Annotated in this window: 14 protein-coding genes; 9 read left to right on the top strand and 5 right to left on the bottom strand. The window is 35.7% G+C overall.

The genetic code is table 11. The features are described from left to right. The 5 genes from QNJ50_RS19720 to QNJ50_RS19700 all read left to right on the top strand — a co-directional run. Positions 1–628: ATP-binding cassette domain-containing protein (locus QNJ50_RS19720; protein ID WP_300638394.1), on the top strand; the 628-nt coding region annotated here is incomplete at its 5' end. Positions 629–735: 107 nt separating this feature from the next. Beyond that, positions 736–2334 (top strand): HlyD family efflux transporter periplasmic adaptor subunit, encoded by a 1599-nt coding sequence (locus QNJ50_RS19715; RefSeq protein ID WP_300638392.1) that lies wholly within the window; start codon positions 736–738, stop codon positions 2332–2334. Between the two features lie 52 nt (positions 2335–2386). Next, the gene (locus QNJ50_RS19710; protein WP_300638390.1) at positions 2387–3151 is read left to right on the top strand and encodes a peptidylprolyl isomerase; all 765 of its coding nucleotides are present in this window, start codon (positions 2387–2389) and stop codon (positions 3149–3151) included. Between the two features lie 486 nt (positions 3152–3637). Continuing rightward, a complete protein-coding gene (locus tag QNJ50_RS19705) occupies positions 3638–3940 on the top strand; it encodes a hypothetical protein (protein WP_300638388.1) in 303 nt (100 codons plus the stop codon). Positions 3941–4436: 496 nt separating this feature from the next. Further along, the gene (locus QNJ50_RS19700) at positions 4437–4742 is read left to right on the top strand and encodes a hypothetical protein (protein ID WP_300638386.1); all 306 of its coding nucleotides are present in this window, start codon (positions 4437–4439) and stop codon (positions 4740–4742) included. Positions 4743–5432: 690 nt separating this feature from the next. Here QNJ50_RS19700 and QNJ50_RS19695 read toward each other — a convergent pair. Continuing rightward, a complete protein-coding gene (locus QNJ50_RS19695; RefSeq protein WP_300638384.1) occupies positions 5433–5729 on the bottom strand; it encodes a hypothetical protein in 297 nt (98 codons plus the stop codon). A gap of 1403 nt (positions 5730–7132) precedes the next feature. Between QNJ50_RS19695 and QNJ50_RS19690 the strand changes: the two genes are divergently transcribed. Continuing rightward, on the top strand, positions 7133–7417 hold the full coding sequence (locus tag QNJ50_RS19690) for a hypothetical protein (protein WP_300638382.1): 285 nt from the start codon (positions 7133–7135) through the stop codon (positions 7415–7417). 162 nt (positions 7418–7579) lie between these two features. Here the strand turns inward: QNJ50_RS19690 and QNJ50_RS19685 are convergent, their stop codons facing one another. Both QNJ50_RS19685 and QNJ50_RS19680 read right to left on the bottom strand, forming a co-directional pair. Continuing rightward, positions 7580–9103, bottom strand: coding sequence for a pitrilysin family protein (locus tag QNJ50_RS19685; RefSeq protein WP_300638380.1), 1524 nt, complete (start codon positions 9101–9103; stop codon positions 7580–7582). Positions 9104–9145: 42 nt separating this feature from the next. Continuing rightward, the gene (locus tag QNJ50_RS19680; RefSeq protein WP_300638397.1) at positions 9146–10726 is read right to left on the bottom strand and encodes a pitrilysin family protein; all 1581 of its coding nucleotides are present in this window, start codon (positions 10724–10726) and stop codon (positions 9146–9148) included. Between the two features lie 228 nt (positions 10727–10954). On the opposite strand from QNJ50_RS19680, the gene QNJ50_RS19675 reads away from it, so the two are divergent. After that, entirely contained in the window at positions 10955–11569 is a 615-nt protein-coding gene (locus QNJ50_RS19675) for a TetR/AcrR family transcriptional regulator (protein WP_027841829.1), read from the top strand. 145 nt (positions 11570–11714) lie between these two features. On the opposite strand, the gene QNJ50_RS19670 is transcribed toward QNJ50_RS19675, so the two are convergent. After that, positions 11715–12131 carry a DUF4332 domain-containing protein gene (locus QNJ50_RS19670; protein ID WP_300638377.1) on the bottom strand — a complete coding sequence of 139 codons (417 nt, stop codon included), beginning with the start codon at positions 12129–12131 and terminating at the stop codon, positions 11715–11717. 247 nt (positions 12132–12378) lie between these two features. Between QNJ50_RS19670 and QNJ50_RS19665 the strand changes: the two genes are divergently transcribed. Further along, positions 12379–12747 (top strand): hypothetical protein, encoded by a 369-nt coding sequence (locus QNJ50_RS19665; protein ID WP_300638375.1) that lies wholly within the window; start codon positions 12379–12381, stop codon positions 12745–12747. A gap of 35 nt (positions 12748–12782) precedes the next feature. Continuing rightward, positions 12783–14171, top strand: a complete 1389-nt coding sequence (locus QNJ50_RS19660; protein ID WP_300638373.1) for an aminopeptidase P family protein — start codon at positions 12783–12785, stop codon at positions 14169–14171. Between the two features lie 751 nt (positions 14172–14922). Here QNJ50_RS19660 and QNJ50_RS19655 read toward each other — a convergent pair. Continuing rightward, a complete protein-coding gene (locus QNJ50_RS19655; RefSeq protein ID WP_300638371.1) occupies positions 14923–16065 on the bottom strand; it encodes a pentapeptide repeat-containing protein in 1143 nt (380 codons plus the stop codon). Between the last annotated feature and the right edge of the window lie 726 nt (positions 16066–16791).

Raw genomic sequence — 16791 nt, 5'->3', positions numbered from 1 at the left:
CGGGCGTAGTGGTTCTGGTAAAACTACTCTCTCAAAATTAATTTTGGGCTTATACCCTCCTACCGATGGTAAAGTGTTAATAGATGGTCATGACATTACCGATGTTGCTCTCAAATCTTTGCGTTCGCAAATCGGTGTTGTCGATCAAGAAAGTTTTTTGTTTGGCGGTACCATTCGGGAAAATATTAGCATTGCTCACCGAGATGCACCTTTAGAGGAGGTTATCGAAGCAGCTTCTTTGGCTGGAGCCCATGAGTTTATTCAACAATTACCCATGGGATATGAGACGGAAATTGGTGAAGGTGGGGGTATGTTATCTGGGGGACAACGCCAACGTTTGACTATTGCTCGTGCATTATTAGGTAATCCTCAGTTATTAATTTTTGATGAAGCAACTAGCAGTCTAGACGCTGAATCAGAACGTATCATTCAGAACAACCTGAAAACGATCCTCAAAGGTCGCACTAGTCTCATCATTGCTCATCGTCTTTCTACTGTTCGTAATGCTGATATGATCTTGGTTTTAGATCGGGGTGTGCTAGTTGAAAGCGGTACTCATGAAGAATTAATCCAGAAAAAAGGTCATTATTATTACCTCAACCAACAACAGTTAGCACAAGCAGGTTAAATAGGCTAAAGACTTCAAAACTAAATACTTAAAAACATAAATTTGATTGCCAATGGCAATATTTGCTTTTTAGTATCAGTTTCTTTATTTATGAAGCAGAGTATCTTATGCCACAATCATCAAATCATCAATATAACAATAGCCTCACTAAATTAGACCAGATAGAATATCAATCAGATACTTCCTCTAGAGAATCTGAAGAAGTTGCAAAAGATACAATTTCTGCGAGCCTAATTACTACTCAACAACCTTTAGAGAAAAAGGATTTACATAATGAAACTGATTTACATTACGGTACAGAAGAATTATTAGATGCTCTACCACGAGCTTGGAGTCGTTCTCTACTGTATTTACTGGTCAGCTTTACTGCCGTTACCTTACCTTGGGCAATGTCCTCAAAAATTGATGAGACTGGTAGCGCAAGAGGACGTGTAGAGCCTCAAGGTGCGACCCAAAAATTAGATACCCAAATGGGTGGTAGTGTTAGTGGAGTTAAAGTCAAGGAAGGAGATACTGTTAGAAGTGGACAAGTATTATTAGAGTTGAACTCAGATGTCCTCAAAAATAATCTGGAAGAGATAAAAGCCAAACTATCTGGTTACCATAATCAATTGGCACAATTAAAGGTATTAAAGAATCAACTTCAATTGACAATTGCGACTCAGGAACAACAAAACCAATCACGGGAATCGGAAAAAATTGCCCAAATTAGTCAAGCACAGCAACATCTGAGCTCAAAACAGACTCTCTACAATGTTCAAAAGTTAGAGAGACAAGCTCTAGTGGAACAAGCTAAACACAATGTTCAATCAACTCATAGTACTCATAAGATAGCCAAAAATCGTTTGCAGCGTAATCAAGCAGAAGTTAAACGCTATCAAAAACTTTTGCAAGTAGGAGCTGTCCCACCGATTAAGATTGTTGAACTTGAAGATAAAGCTGAAGAAAGTCAGTTATTACATCAAAATTCTCAATCTGAGGTCAAACAAGCGAAGCTACGCCTAAAAGAAGAGGAAAACCGCTATCGGGCAATAATCAATCAAGCTGATTCAGAGGTTAAACAAGCTAAACTTCGTCTAATCGAACAACAAAACAGTCATAAAAGTCTGATCAATACTGGAAAACTTTCACTCTTGCGAACTCAAGAACAACTTAAAGATATAGAACGGCAAATTATTCACTTACAATCACAAATTGCTCAAGCTCAAAGTCAAATTACTTCTTTAAAAATTAGGTTGCAGCAGCATGTAGTCCGTTCTCCAATTGATGGCACTATTTTTGAGTTACCTGTATCCAAGCCAGGAGAGGTATTACAACCTGGTCAAAGAATTGCTCAAATCGCACCGAAGAATGCTGATTTTGTTCTCAAAGCTCATATACCAAGTCAGGAAAGTGGTTTTATCAAAGTGGGAATGCCAGTAAAAATTAAGTTTGATGCCTATCCTTTTCAAGAATATGGTGTACTTGCAGGTCGTGTGAAATGGATTTCACCAGACTCAAAAGCCAAACCAACTTCCGCAGGTAACATTGAAAGCTATGAGTTAGAAATAGGTCTAAATAAACAGTTTATTGAAAATGGCAACAAAAAAATTAATTTAACTCCTGGTCAAAGTGCAACTGCTGAGATTGTTATCCGTCAGCGTCGGGTAATTGACTTTATTCTTGATCCTTTCAAAAAGTTCCAAAAAGGTGGTCTACAGCTCTAGTTGTTGATCCTTTCGGTTATTAATTAACTGTCTTAAATAATATATTTGAGTTATGGAAAACTCTTTATCAATTTCTCCCAATGATGTCATTCACTACCTCAAAATCTCTTGCCAAACTCCTAGTGTGATTGAAGCTATTGCTTCCGAGAAAATTGTTGCTGAGACTGCAGAAAAATTAGGAATTAAATTAGAGGAGGCAGAAATACAGCAAGAAGGCGATCAATTTCGGGCGAAACAAAAACTTGTCAAAGCCAAGGAGACATTAGCCTGGCTACAACAACATCATTTGTCGGTTGATGACTTTGAGGAGTTGATTTGCAAAAAACTACTCTCTCAAAAACTTGCAAATCATTTATTTAACAACAAAGTTGAAAGTTTCTTTTTTCAACACCAACTGGATTACCTTGCAGCAGTTACTTACGAGATTATTTTGGATGACAAAGATGTAGCTTTGGAAGTTTTTTATGCGCTGCAAGAGGGTGAAACTACTTTTCAGGATATAGCCAGAGAATACATTTCCAATCCAGATATCCGTCGCACTGGCGGATATAAAGGAATTAGACGGCGCACAGATTTTCGTCCAGAAATTGCCTCAGCTGTATTTGCTGCTAAACCTCCACAAGCTATTAAACCTATAACTACTAAAAAAGGAGTTTATTTGATTTGGGTGGAGGAAATTATTCAACCAGAATTAGATGAAGAATTACGACAACGAATCATCGCTGATTTATTTAACAATTGGCTAAAGCAAAAAGTGGCAGAAATGCAAATAATCATTCAACTTGATTCAAATATAAATACTAAGTATTCAGCATAATTTTTTATGGAAAATTAATGTTTGGAAATCGCAAATAAATTAATTATTTTACTCGCTGATTCATTCTCTAAAAAGATGAATTTATACCAGTCATTAAAATAGTTTTATCTATTTAAAACTTGAGTAAATGTCACCTATTAAATTAAATTTAATTTGCTTTAAATACACAAAACACAATTCAAAAATTAATTTAATAAAAATGATCTAGCAAAAAAAGATATGCAAGATCACGAGTCATGCTGAGCAAGACTTTAACTTGTCTTGTTCATATTTTGATGCCAGAAAAAAAAGAGTTTTAAAACAATATTTATCAAGCGAAAAAAACTAAATATCAACAAAATGCAAAAAGTAAAAAAACACCTAAAAAAACTCTAGAAAACTGTTGCTTTATTCTCATTTCTGTCCTATATTATAAATGTAAGGAAAACAAAGTTATTCCTACAAAATTCTTCCCAAGAAAATAGTTTTATTCCCAGGAGAAACCTCATGAATATTTCTGATTTAAATCATTTAGAAGTAGTTGAAGAGTCCAATGTTGTTGGTGGTAGCTTCTTCCCATACTACACTACTTACGACAACGAATATGTCAACGTTGATGTCAACTTTGATTTTAAAAACAAGTTCGAAAGCTACGTGAATTTGCAAGATAACAGTGCTTCTGCAAAAGCACTTGCTGATGCATATGGCAAGGAAACCAAAGCAGATTCCTGGACTTATACCCTAACCAATGACTACGCTTCTTCAGCAGTCTCTATCTCCGGTTCTGCAACTGAAAAAGGATATTATTAATTAGAATTCTCTAAGCTTTAACTTATAAAGCTTAAATCTGATTAATTATCTAGATGGCAGCTTTATGCTGCCTCTATTCATATATTTGATATCACGATTATTAGCCTGTCAAGTTTGAATTGATAAGTTTTGAAAATGTGGTAATTCTACATATTTCGTGTATGGAATATGATGTTTGTACCTCTAAAAATAAGGTTGATGAACTACTGTTACTTGATAAATGAAAATTGCATTTTCCAAAGATTATCAATAGGTAATATTAGTCAAATTACCATATTTTTAAGGCTATTTATAACATCAAAATTATCTGAAAATGTGTACACACAAGTACGGTCTTATAATCTGCGACGGTAACCTCACTATAGAATATCTCGTTAGGTTTATATGACCCATAGTTCAAAACTGAAGGATTTATGCATCTTTTAGTTCGATATTTGTTGTATCACCAAAAACTAGAAAAACTTAGAATGATTTATCTTTTTTAATAGAGGGGAGCATGAGCAAGTTAAAGATTAACGATCTCGAACTATATCAAGCAGAAGATATTGATAGCCACAAAGTTCAAGGTGGATTCAGCAGATATTATTTTTCTTATCACTTTGACCATTTTACTTTTAATCAGTATCCAGTTTATCTACATGCAGATGTGGAAGAAACTTCTTACCAAGAACCGAAGCCGACATCTGAAAATTATCAACTAGCTGTTTATGATTTAGCAGGTAATAGTTTTGCATCTGCAACTGTAGGTAAAATTGGAGATATGAATTATGCTACATCTCGAAGTTCGAGTAGCCTATATTAGTTTGATGCTCAATCAGCGATTGATTCGGTTACCGATTTTTCCTTTGAGATGAAGTCTCACTCAGTGTATGTACTATCTGGGTTCAAATCATTGACATGCTAAGATTGTGCAGTTGATGTGTAATATTATGTTTTTCTTTTTACATAAAAAACCTGTGTTTAGAGCATATCTGTAGTGCGATGATGATCGAGGGGCTAAACACTTCAAGTTCTATCTATCAGCCCTTTTGATAATTTTAGCAATTAAAGCTATTTTCAAACAGCTTTAAATCTCTTCTAGGTAAACATAAGTACTTTTTGGTTAGGTAAATTCAGTTTACCAATCTTGAATCACTACCAAATAAAATATACTTCAGATTTATCTCAAAAATAAAATTAGATAACTCTGATTTTTTTATCTGAATCATTATCATTTAACTTAAATGATAATGATTCAGATATGATGAATAATTCAAGGATAATCCTGGTTGTCACAATGAAGAGAATGACTAATTTTTCTGATTTATTATAATTTACTAAATTTATACGCATAAACCCCTTACTAGACAAAGCAAGGGATTTATCAAAACACAACATTAACAAAATTATTATTGGCAGATTGCTATTTAAAATTAAATAATTAATGCAAGATATATTTGTATGCCTCCAAGAACATAGATTCCAGCTATTAATGATAAACTTTCTGGCTGTTTTAACTGAAGTTAGAAGATATACTGGTACTTGTGGATAAAGAATAACTACCATAACTTTTTGCTCTTGCGTCAGCATCAGCAAAAGCAAAATTAATTGAAGAAAAACCACCTTTAGTCATCATACTAAGTGTCTTAGTACTCGTATAAACTTCCTCTCCAATAGCGAATCCAAAAGCGGCTCCAGTAGCAGAATATGGGGAGGCAGTTGTTTCGGCACTTGTAATAGAATAACTTCCTCCAGTTACTATATTATTGGCTTCTAGTAATTCCGAAATTTCTAAGTCAGAAATAATCATTTTTAGATATAAACTAAACTATTTTCTGATAATATCTTATCAAGATAATAATAATAATGCAATCTTTAAATCATGTACTAATAATAGTTTTTACTAATATTTATTTTGATGTTTTATACTCATAAATATAATAGTAATACTACTAACATTAAAGTTGTTAATATATAGATTTATTATGAATCAGGACTTACGTTGTTGTCATAATCATCATGTTGGTGTGCGACACCAAAAGCCTTATTTCCGTTTCAAATTAATCGAAGTGTCACACACCCTACGAGAAAAAATGTGCCAGTTGCGTAAGTCCTATGAATAAATAAAACAAAAATTATTGTTGGCTTACAAAATTAAATCTTTAATGTAATTTTATAATTTATTTATAGATTGCTTCATGTCTCATATAAAAATAAATTTTATTATTATCTCCTCTTAATACCTATAGTTTAACTCCACATCTTTCAGAAAATAAATTACTTAAATGAAGCCCCATTAATATGATTTGGGCAATCCTAGTGATTAAAATTGATTTTGACACCTTCTAATGATGATATTTGTAGCCTATTTTAAAGGTATGGGTTTTGAATGAAAGTATAAAAATTTTTCTATTTATCTTCGAGCCTATGGCAATATCAAAGTCAATAGACCACTTAGAGTATAAAATGCTGCTTAACTTTATACTCTAATTTTCTGGTTAAGGATTATAGGCTGTGATATGCAATGTAATCTTTTCTAGTTCTTGACTTTTTATCGTTATGATTTGGGGCTTAAGAACATTTAAGGCTTAAAAATAAACAAAGATGATTCGTGGTTGGAAAATCTTTAGAGGACTTGATTAAATTGGCACATTTTTGTGTTGTTTGATTTATGACCCTCTCTTCTCTTGTCCATCCAAGACGTCCTTACGTCAATCGTCTTTGTTTTTCCTTCCTTATTCCTTCATTTCAGGTTTAATCAAGTAGGAATTATCAACAATTAATTATCGGAATTTCACTTACTAAATCCTTGCGTAAGAACAGTAATTCTTACTGTGCTATTAAATATTGATGAATATAGTCAAAATTACAGGCTTGAACGTAAATTCAAGTACTTATTAGAATTCTGGAGTTTATTATCTCTACCTATAAATAAATTTCCTTGCATTTTCCTTTATGTTGTCAAGTTATATAACTTTATTTTCAATCTTTCCTACTTCTTTACTTTTTATAATTATCATTTTTGCTTAGTACTTAAAACCTTGCATGAATAAGGTAAAGGTAAGCATTTAGTGGCAAATTAGAGTGTTATCTTCACTATCCAGTTACTATTTGCAATATGGTGTGCGACAAGTACCATTTACCTTTACTTTATTTTTACTTGTATAAATTATTGAATGATAAATAAAGTGTTTAAAATAGAGTTGTTTCTGTATGAATAAAAGGCAATTACGCAAATGGCATCGCTTGCTAGCGCCAATTATTTTTTTACCACTATTTGCAACTGCTTTTACTGGTGTAGCTTATAGGGTCGGTAGAACTTGGTTTAATGCACCACCGGAAGTCGGAAAGTTTTTACTATACATTCACCAAGGAACATTTTTAGGTCAAGACCTAAGGGTATTTTATGTTCTATTGAATGGATTAGGAGTTATTGCGATGTTAATAAGTGGAATCGTAATGACTGGTATATTTCGCAGCAAACGTATTCCGGATTAATATTTAATTATAATTGCTACATTTGGAATACCAAATAATAAAAAACTACAAACAATAAATATAAAACTATAAAAAACCCGGCTTCTTTGAAGAGCCGGGTAGTCGTATTTTAATTGCAAAAGTCTAATTACTCACAATGATTCAATGAAAATTGGTGATGAATTAACTTTTAGCTTGTGATGGTGCACCAGGAATAGTGATATCTATTGGTGTAACTTGTGTTGAAAGTTGCTTGAGTGGTGGTTGGATATTGTTTTGACTTCCAACTACCAATGTAACCATATTTTCTGGTTGAAGATATTTCTGTGCAACCCGTTGTACGTCAGCAGTTGTGGTTGCTTCTACAGCTTTTTGATAGCGAGATAGGAAATCTTGAGGATAACCGTAGTACTCATAACGCATCAAGCGGGATAAAGTTTGAGCGGGATCTTGAAAATTAAATACAAAAGAGTTGAGAGTGGACTCTTTCGCAAAAGCTAGTTCTTTGGAGGTAATTGGTTTAGCTTTAATACGTTTAATTTCTGTATTAACTGACTTAATGAATTTTACAGTCGCATCAGAACGAGTTTGTCCTCCAGCGATAAACATTCCCGGATAGTCATAGCGAGGACTCCAGTAACCATATACTGAATATGCTAAACCTTGACGCGATCGCACCTCATTAAACAATCTACCACCAAAACCATTTAATACCCCATTCATCACATCAAGAGCGGGATAATCAGGGCTATTGAATTCACCCCCCAAATGTCCGATGAGAACGTTACTTTGGGTTAGCTGTGGTTGATCTACAAAAAATAATCCGCTTCCTTTTGCTTGTTGAACTTGGGGTAGTGCAGGTTTCGTTAATTTGGGGTTAGCCTTCCAATTACCAAAATTCTTTTCGATGAGGGATTTCATTTTCTGAGGATCGAAATCCCCTTCAATACCTAAAATTATGTTGTTGGGATAGTAGTACTTTTGGTAAAAATTAACCAAGTCGGGACGAGAAATATTATCAAGAGTTGCATACTCCACCGTACGTCCGTAGGGACTGCTATCTCCATAAATTAACTTTCTGAATTCTCGACTGGCGATACTACCGGGGTCGTCATTGCGTCGAGCTATACTACCGCGTAATTGGGTTTTTGCCAAGTCGAGTTTTTCTTGGAGAAATGCAGGTTCTTGTAGTACTTCCGCAAATAACTCAAATACAGTTTCTGTGTCTTCTGTTAGGGAGTTAAAAGATGCACTTCCTGATGTTCCACCAATACCGGTTTCTACTGATGCTGCCCGTTGTTCTAAAATTTCATTGAGTCGATCGGGGGTATGTTTTGTAGTTCCACCACTCCGCATCACAGTTCCTACTAACCGAGCTAAGCCAACCTCATCACCGGGTTCAAAGCGATCGCCAGTACGAATGAGTGCCGTACCACTGACCAAAGGTAACTCACTATCTGGCATTAGGTATACAACCATACCATTTTTGAGTTCGTAGCGCTCATATTTCGGCAATTGGATTTCACCTAAGGGCGCAAACTCTAAATCCGTATAATGTTTTGCTTCGGTTGCTAATGCTGACAAGTTAAATGCAAATAGTAAAAAGGCAAAGGTTACAGCCAGCACGGAACAAAATTTTAAACCGCGACTAATTTTAAATTTCCAAATGTGGTTTCCCATCCGCCTTTTTCTTTGATATCCGTACATGTTTTTTACTCCTTATTCCCAATTGTGAGGGTATCCACCGTTTTATTTAGTTGGTTGTTTAGGTAATAGTTTGCCGACGGTGCGATTTTCTGGGGTAAACGTTTGTTTTGCAACACGTTGGATATCAGCAGCACTTACAGCTTCAATATTATCCAACTGCTTAAACAAATTGCGCCAGGAGCCAGTTTTGACCTCATATTCCAATAATTGTTGTGCCATTCCCATATTTGAATCAAGCGAACGAATTAATCCCGCTCTTGCTTGGGTTTTTACTCGCTCAAGTTCTTTTGCAAGTACTGGCTGGGTTTGTAATTTTTCAATTTCTGTTCCCAAAGCTTGGGCGACTTCATCTACTGTATGACCGGGAGCAGTCAAAGCATAAAACAACATCATGTTGGGATACTTTTCCCCAGGAAATCCGCTAAAACCCTGAGCTGTAAGTGCCAAACGTTGTTTTTCCACTAGAGATTTATACAACCGAGACGTACGTCCATCGCTCAGTACTCTAGAGATGATCTCGTAAACAGCATGATCTGGGTCTTTAATGTCTGGACGGTGATAACCTTCCAAATACCAAGGTTGAGAAGGAAACTCAACAGTAACTTCTCGAGTTTTATTTTGATCTGGTTCAACAGGAATATTCGCTTTGCCTTTTGGTCGCGACTCATACCTGCCAAAATAAGTCTGTGCCAGTTTTTTCACTTCAGCAGGATTGACATCACCAACGACTGCGATCGTAATATTACTGGGCACATAGTAAGACTCAAAGAATTTCTGGATATCATCTGGTGTCAGATTGCGAATATCTTCGTCATAACCAATTACCGGACGCCTGTAGGGATGAGTGGTGAAAGCTGTATCAACAAACTTTTCAATCATCATTCCAATGGGAGAGTTTTCCACCCTTAGCCGTCTTTCTTCCAAAATTACATCTTTTTCTTTGTAAAATTCACGACGAATTACCGGATCTAGAAATCTTTCCGATTCCAATGACATCCAAAGTTCTAGTTTGTTGCTAGGAAAACTGTAGAAATATCGAGTTGCTTCAGTAGATGTAGTAGCATTTAAACCGACACCACCAGCTTGCTCAACAATTCTTCCCAACTCATTTTGGATTACGAACTCAGAAGCTTTTTTTTCCTGTTTTTTAAATTCTGCTTCTAGTTTTGCAACCAGCTCTTTGTTTTCAGCCTTCTTTGCTGCTTGCTTTTTAGCTGCTAATTCATCCAATTTGTCAAGAATTTTCTTTTCTTGTTCAAAGTTTTTTGTCCCAATCTTACTTGTCCCCTTAAATGCCAAATGTTCTAGAAAGTGGGCAACACCCGTTTTTCCATCAGGCTCATCTACACCACCAACATCAGCATAAGTTAAAAAAGACACCACAGGAGCTTGATGGCGTTCTAAAACAATGAACTTCATGCCATTTTCCAGACGAAATTCTGTGAGGTTCTCAATCACCTTTTGTAAATAAGGTTGAATTGAGCTGTTATTGTTGGAAGAATTTGCGGTTCTGGCAAAAGCAGATCCAGGGAACAACCCCCAACAAAGAACATTCACTACCAAAAAGCCAACCAATATTTTGTGGAAGGCACAAGAAACCTTTCTTAAACCCAAAGTATTCATTCTCACACTCAATCCACCTTCAAACTCTTTATACAGTTGGAATGTACTAGGTTGATTCATTAACAACCATTAAAAACCATTAAGGTAAAGCTAATGGTCTGTAAAATACGAATAAATTCCCACACAAAGTATTAATCTTGTATTAAGCTTAAGCTTTCTGTGTTTTTTGTCTTTGACATTAGACAATAACGCTACATATCCTGTTCCGGAAATTTCATCATAACTATTATGCGAGTTTTTAATACCTCCCCGCCTTCAGAGGCACAGACACGCAACCGGATTTTGGAAGCAGCGAGGCGATTATTTGCCAAACAAGGGTTTGATGGTACTACAACACGCGATTTAGCCCAAGCCGCAGGTGTAGCCGAAGGAACCTTATTTCGCCACTTTGTCAACAAAAAAGCTATTTTAGTTGAGGTAGCAACTCAAGGATGGGTAGAAATCCTCACCGACTTATTGACAGAATTGAGCGAAATGGGCAGCTATAAGGCTGTCGCTCAGGTCATGCGTAACCGGATGTGGAACTTGCAGAAAAATTCTGATTTGATGCGAGTATGTTTCATGGAAGCACAATTTCACCCGGATCTACGCGATCGCGTCCAGTCAGAAGTCATTGATAAAATGACCGATGTAGCCGAAGCATTCTTCCAAACAGCGATGGAAAAAGGTATATATCGGCAGATGGATCCCAAGTTAGTCGCCAGAGTTTTTCTGGGAATGTTCGCAGTTGCTGGTTTTTCTTACAATACCCTAATTGAGCCAGAGGCTTCCCCCCAACAAATGCAAGACATGGCAGAAGGTCTTGCTGATATATTTCTTAATGGAGTTCTGAACAAAGAATAATCATTACTAAATACACCACTAAATACATCCACAGTTAATCGTAAATAAAAAATTACCACTGACAACTTAATAACTGTGGTTTTTATGAGTTATACATTTTGTTTATTACTGCGCCTAAGTGTAGTAATTAGAACTCACTGCTGTTTTATCTCACCTTACCCATAAAAGTTTTCGCTTGCTGTATCCATTGTTGAACTTCTTCCACCGCAGGACACAAATCTCGTCGCTGCATTGTGGCTACTTGCAAGCGCAAAATTTGTTTGTGTAAGCGATATGGGGGAATTGTTGCTAAATGAGCGGCAGAAACAACACCAGCATGGAGTAGTAATCCACAATATTGCAGACCAACGCTAGGAATACGAGCTAAATCGGCTAGAGCTACCCATTTATTCACATGCTGGAGGTGAATGTGTAACTTATGAGCCAGCATCAATCTATCTTGTGGCGTTTTTCCTTGTTGAACTAGGGTTAATGTATTCGCAATACCACAGCTTTGTAATTGCGATCGCTCCTGCTCGCTCAATCCTGGTAATTTTTCAATTGACCAGTTACAAAATTTCATATTGCTGGTTCTCGGTTTGTGTGGGGAAGACATTTTTTGAATGAATTCTGATTTTGAATGAACTTTGATTTTGAATGAACTTCGAATTAACAAAAACTCTGCGAAAACTTTTACTGAAAATACTGAAAAGTCAATAATCCATCATCAATTATTAATTACTCATTCCAATTACCAAAATAATTTTTCCCATAACTTCTGCTAGCAGTACCGTAGAGATAAGAACTGTCGCCTCCAACAGGTGGAGAAAATGTCATACGAAAGCCAGAACACAGGCAAAATCCGCATCAAGAACATCTTTGCTGTTGTTAGCTTAATCGTAATATCCTCTTTATTGGCTAGTTGCAGACTAAGACAAAACAGCTTATCTCAACCCACCCCAACCCGAGATTCTCAAACTACTAGCCCCACAGATAGATCTACGATTTCCCCCCGCAGCAGTAGAACTCAAACAACTTTCCCCAATAACAATAGTAGGGGTGAGGATCGCTTTGAAAGGGAACGCAGACAAAATAATAATAGTAGACGGGATAATAATAGACAGGACAATAGGGGTAACAATAATACACAACAAAACAGGGATCGGAGAAATCGTAGATCCCACCCCTGTCGCTTGTAAATATTTTCTTCTACTAGCCTTTTAGTACCCAATCTATGCTGATACAAGATACCTCTAACTCTTTAGCCCATACTTTACATCTCCGACGACAAAGTCTGGCAAAATTAATTGATTTTCCTGCAATCCTGTGGTCGGGAAGTCCTAGTCCGCGTAATTTTGCAGCAAATACCTTTCCTTTCCGTGCTAGCAGTCACTTTATTTATTTTGCCGGGTTATCTTTACCTAATGCTGCAATTCGTCTTGCTGGGGGGGAACTAGAATTATTTATGGATGATCCAAAGCCAGGTAGTGCTTTGTGGTACGGAGAAACACCCGGTCGCGAACAAATTGCGGTTACTATTGGAGCCGAGCGTACGTATCCAATATCAGAGTTAGAGTCACATCTTGAGGGTGTAGCTACCATTCCAGTCCAGGATGCTGCTACTTGGACCCAACAGTCACAGTTATTAGACCGGTGGATTTTACCCCAACAACCACCCCAAGGTATTGATTTACAATTGGCTGAAGCAATTATTCAGTTACGATTGGTTCACGATGAAGCTGCTTTGACTGAATTACGTAAAGCCGCTGCCGTTACTATAGCAGCCCATAAAGCTGGAATGTCAGCAGTTTTAAAGGCTAAAACAGAAGCTGAAGTTCGGGGAGCAATGGAGCAAGTAATTATTGCCCATAATATGACTTGTTCCTATAACAGTATTGTTACCATTCGCGGGGAAGTTCTCCACAACGAACATTATCATCATCCCCTGCGATCGGGTGACTTACTGCTTGCTGATGTCGGTGCAGAAACTGAAACGGGTTGGGCTGCAGATGTTACCCGGACTTATCCAGTTTCTGGTAAGTTTTCATCTACTCAGCGTGATATTTATGACATTGTGCTTGCAGCTCATGATGCTTGTATTGATAAGATAGTCCCCGGTGTAGAGTATGAGGATATACACTTACTAGCTTGCACAACTATTGCTGAAGGTTTAATCGATTTGGGAATTTTGCAGGGTAAAGCAGAGGAACTGGTAGCAAGAGATGTTCATGCTTTATTTTTCCCCCATGGTATCGGTCACCTACTTGGTTTAGATGTCCACGACATGGAAGACTTAGGTGACTTAGCGGGATATGAAGAAGGTAAGCAAAGAAGTTCTCGTTTTGGTTTGGGTTATTTACGCTTAAATCGTCCTTTACGTCCGGGTATGTTAGTCACAATTGAGCCTGGTTTTTATCAAGTTCCATTCATTTTAAATAACGAACAGGTACGCTCTGAATATCAAGATGTAGTTAATTGGGAACGTTTATCACAATTTGCTGATGTTCGAGGTATTCGGATTGAGGATGATGTTTTAGTGACAACACAGGGACATGAAGTTTTAACTGCTGCATTACCGAATACTGCTAATTCTGTTGAGGGATTGGTAATGGGTAATAGATAATTGATAATTCTTAATTGATAGTGTCATCCTGAATTTTAATATCTGTCTAAATTACCTTTATAGTAAAGACGACCCACCGGGTCGTCTCTATTTTGTTTGTTTATAAAAGTAAAAATCTATTTATGCTATTTATCAGTTTTATAGTCAGAGATTATGTATCCATCTTTCACAGGACTCGTGTCAACTTGGTCTGAGCAACTATTACACCCTGCGATCAAAAGTAAAATTCCGATAACTTTGATACTATGAAATATTTTTTCATCCTGTATTGTTATTTTTAATACTGGCAAACCCTTTTTTATTTTGAAAGATTTGTATTTATTGGAAAAATATTATTTTAGATTTATCTAAGTAACTACTTGTTCCAAAACTCAACGAGAAAATATAAGTTATATCATGTCCGATAAAACACTTGCGATAAAGTTCGTAGTAGCGCTTTAGTGCCATAGTAAAGATACTGGCGCTCAAGCGCTACTACAAACAAACATATTTTTTCATAAGTAATTAAGCGGGCATAATATTATTTGCTTAATATCACATTGCTAAAATATGCGATTAAAGATTATATATATGGGACAAAGAAGTGACAAATCTAGGACAAAATATCTCATTAGTATTAATTCGAGAGTTTAATTCCTGATAAAGTGCTTGAATATTCAAAAATCAGATGAGTGCAGATATAGCAAAAAGCCTGAGATCAATGCAAGTAAATGATTTCAGGCAAAGAATAAATTTTAAGTTGTTCTGTAAATTATGTATTTGCTTCTTGAACTTCTAAATTATTAGCCTTTTCCCAAACAGATAACCATTTAGGATCGATTTCTTTTACACCATCAATTTTGACAAATCTTAGGTCAGCGTCTTTAAAATTAACTCCAGTTAAATTCGCTCCCTCAAAATTGGCATTTCTCAGATTTGCGTTCTCAAAATTTGCATTTTCTAAGTTAGCATTCTTGAAGTTTGCACCAATCAATTCTGAACCACTAAAATTAGCATTTTTAAGTTCGCTGTCCTTGAATTTAGCACAACTAAGTTGGGCATTTTTCACAGTTGCATCGCTCAAGTTCGCGCTTATAAATTTACCGCTACTAATATACGCATTACTTAAATCAGCACCAACTAACTGAGCATTTCTTAGATCGCCATTCCACAAATAAACACCATTAAGATTTGCATAATTGAGTTTAGCACCAACTAAATTTATTCCAGTAAGATTTGCTTCGCTTAGGTTTGCACCAATTAACTGAGCGTGATTAAGTGTAGCGCTACTGATGTTACTGTTTTTTAAATTTGCGTGGCGGAGATTCGCTCTGGTGCAATTCACACTACTCAAATTAGCCCCAGTTAATTTTGCATCACTCAAATTTGCATTAACTAATTGAGCATCGCTAAGGTTAGCAGATTCTAACCGGGTATATTTTAGGTTTGCTCCATCAAGATTACTACCACTCAGATAAGCACGACTAAAATTGACACTTGTTAATTCAAGATTACTTAGATCCACAAGAACTAGACTAGAGTCGCTCAAGTCTAAGTTTTTCTTTTCTTGTGGAGCCATTTTTTCTATCCAATTGGCTCGATCGCGATCTGCACTTTTACTTTCTCCAGAAACTTGATTTTCTGTAAAGCTATTTTCTGAGAAACTATTGTCTGGAAAGTTCACCCGATCGCTATTATTTTTTACTTTTAGAGTATAAAATTGCTTATGTTGGGCTCGAAGTAAAAATAAACTCAACAAGCAAAAAGTTAAACCTGATATGAATCCGAGTAGATGACCCCCCGCAAACAGCATGACTATCAAACCCACACTCATCAAAATTAATGGCTTAATTAAAAAAAATATTTCTCCGGTAATCAAGCTAAAATTATTATTTTTACGGTTTACTATAGTCATGCCACGATAACTCCTTTACACTACTCAGGTTCTCTTCAGTTGCCACTCAAAGCAATAAAATACTGCGGTTGACAAAATACACTACTTAGTTGGTTAGCAGTTAAAATTTAACAGATAGTTCCGATTATGAGTGTAAAAATTCACTCGTTTTTACATTTGCTACTCAATATACTTTTAAATCCAAGATTGAATTACCCAATTCCTGAAAAATAAAAAATTGTGAGTGTAAAATAACAATTCATCAATAAAAATTGTGTGGTATTCACTTTTATTCAATGAAGCTGTTTATAGTAGGGAAAATTGTCAAGATCGATTTACCAATATGAACTTAAATTATGAATTCATCAAAATAAATTTATCTACACAATTCATCTATATAACTACACAATTCATCTATATAAAATGTCTCGGGATATAGACAATTTAATCTAATTCATTTTAGATAGCGTAGATTCGGACAAACTATCTGGGTATCTAAAAACTACTTGAATAACCTGTAGCTAAATAGAACGCACATTTATGTGTACACATAAATGTGTACTTACTGAAACTCAGTTAAACTTTTGTATCAAAAAAACTCGTATTTGGAATATGAGAATCTAAATTTTACTTGAGTCAGTAAAATAAATGAGTAAAATGAACTCAGTACATTTAGCTCTAAATCGGAAATATCTTATTCAAATTCAAAATTCTTATCCAAAATTCTTATCCAAAATAAATATTTAA

The organism is Mastigocoleus sp. MO_188.B34 (assembly GCF_030065675.1).
Classification (GTDB): domain Bacteria; phylum Cyanobacteriota; class Cyanobacteriia; order Cyanobacteriales; family Nostocaceae; genus Mastigocoleus.
Note: the sequence above shows the minus strand (reverse complement) of the source record. Positions and strands in the feature narration are given on the sequence as shown.

Bases quoted from the DNA above. Each gene is read 5' to 3' on its own strand.
- QNJ50_RS19695 (WP_300638384.1), bottom strand. From the start codon at position 5,729: ATGATTATTTCTGACTTAGAAATTTCGGAATTACTAGAAGCCAATAAT.
- QNJ50_RS19700 (WP_300638386.1), top strand. From the start codon at position 4,437: ATGAGCAAGTTAAAGATTAACGATCTCGAACTATATCAAGCAGAAGAT.
- QNJ50_RS19675 (WP_027841829.1), top strand. From the start codon at position 10,955: ATGCGAGTTTTTAATACCTCCCCGCCTTCAGAGGCACAGACACGCAAC.
- QNJ50_RS19690 (WP_300638382.1), top strand. From the start codon at position 7,133: ATGAATAAAAGGCAATTACGCAAATGGCATCGCTTGCTAGCGCCAATT.
- QNJ50_RS19655 (WP_300638371.1), bottom strand. From the start codon at position 16,065: ATGACTATAGTAAACCGTAAAAATAATAATTTTAGCTTGATTACCGGA.
- QNJ50_RS19705 (WP_300638388.1), top strand. From the start codon at position 3,638: ATGAATATTTCTGATTTAAATCATTTAGAAGTAGTTGAAGAGTCCAAT.
- QNJ50_RS19685 (WP_300638380.1), bottom strand. From the start codon at position 9,103: ATGTACGGATATCAAAGAAAAAGGCGGATGGGAAACCACATTTGGAAA.
- QNJ50_RS19670 (WP_300638377.1), bottom strand. From the start codon at position 12,131: ATGAAATTTTGTAACTGGTCAATTGAAAAATTACCAGGATTGAGCGAG.
- QNJ50_RS19665 (WP_300638375.1), top strand. From the start codon at position 12,379: ATGTCATACGAAAGCCAGAACACAGGCAAAATCCGCATCAAGAACATC.
- QNJ50_RS19660 (WP_300638373.1), top strand. From the start codon at position 12,783: ATGCTGATACAAGATACCTCTAACTCTTTAGCCCATACTTTACATCTC.
- QNJ50_RS19715 (WP_300638392.1), top strand. From the start codon at position 736: ATGCCACAATCATCAAATCATCAATATAACAATAGCCTCACTAAATTA.
- QNJ50_RS19680 (WP_300638397.1), bottom strand. From the start codon at position 10,726: ATGAATACTTTGGGTTTAAGAAAGGTTTCTTGTGCCTTCCACAAAATA.
- QNJ50_RS19710 (WP_300638390.1), top strand. From the start codon at position 2,387: ATGGAAAACTCTTTATCAATTTCTCCCAATGATGTCATTCACTACCTC.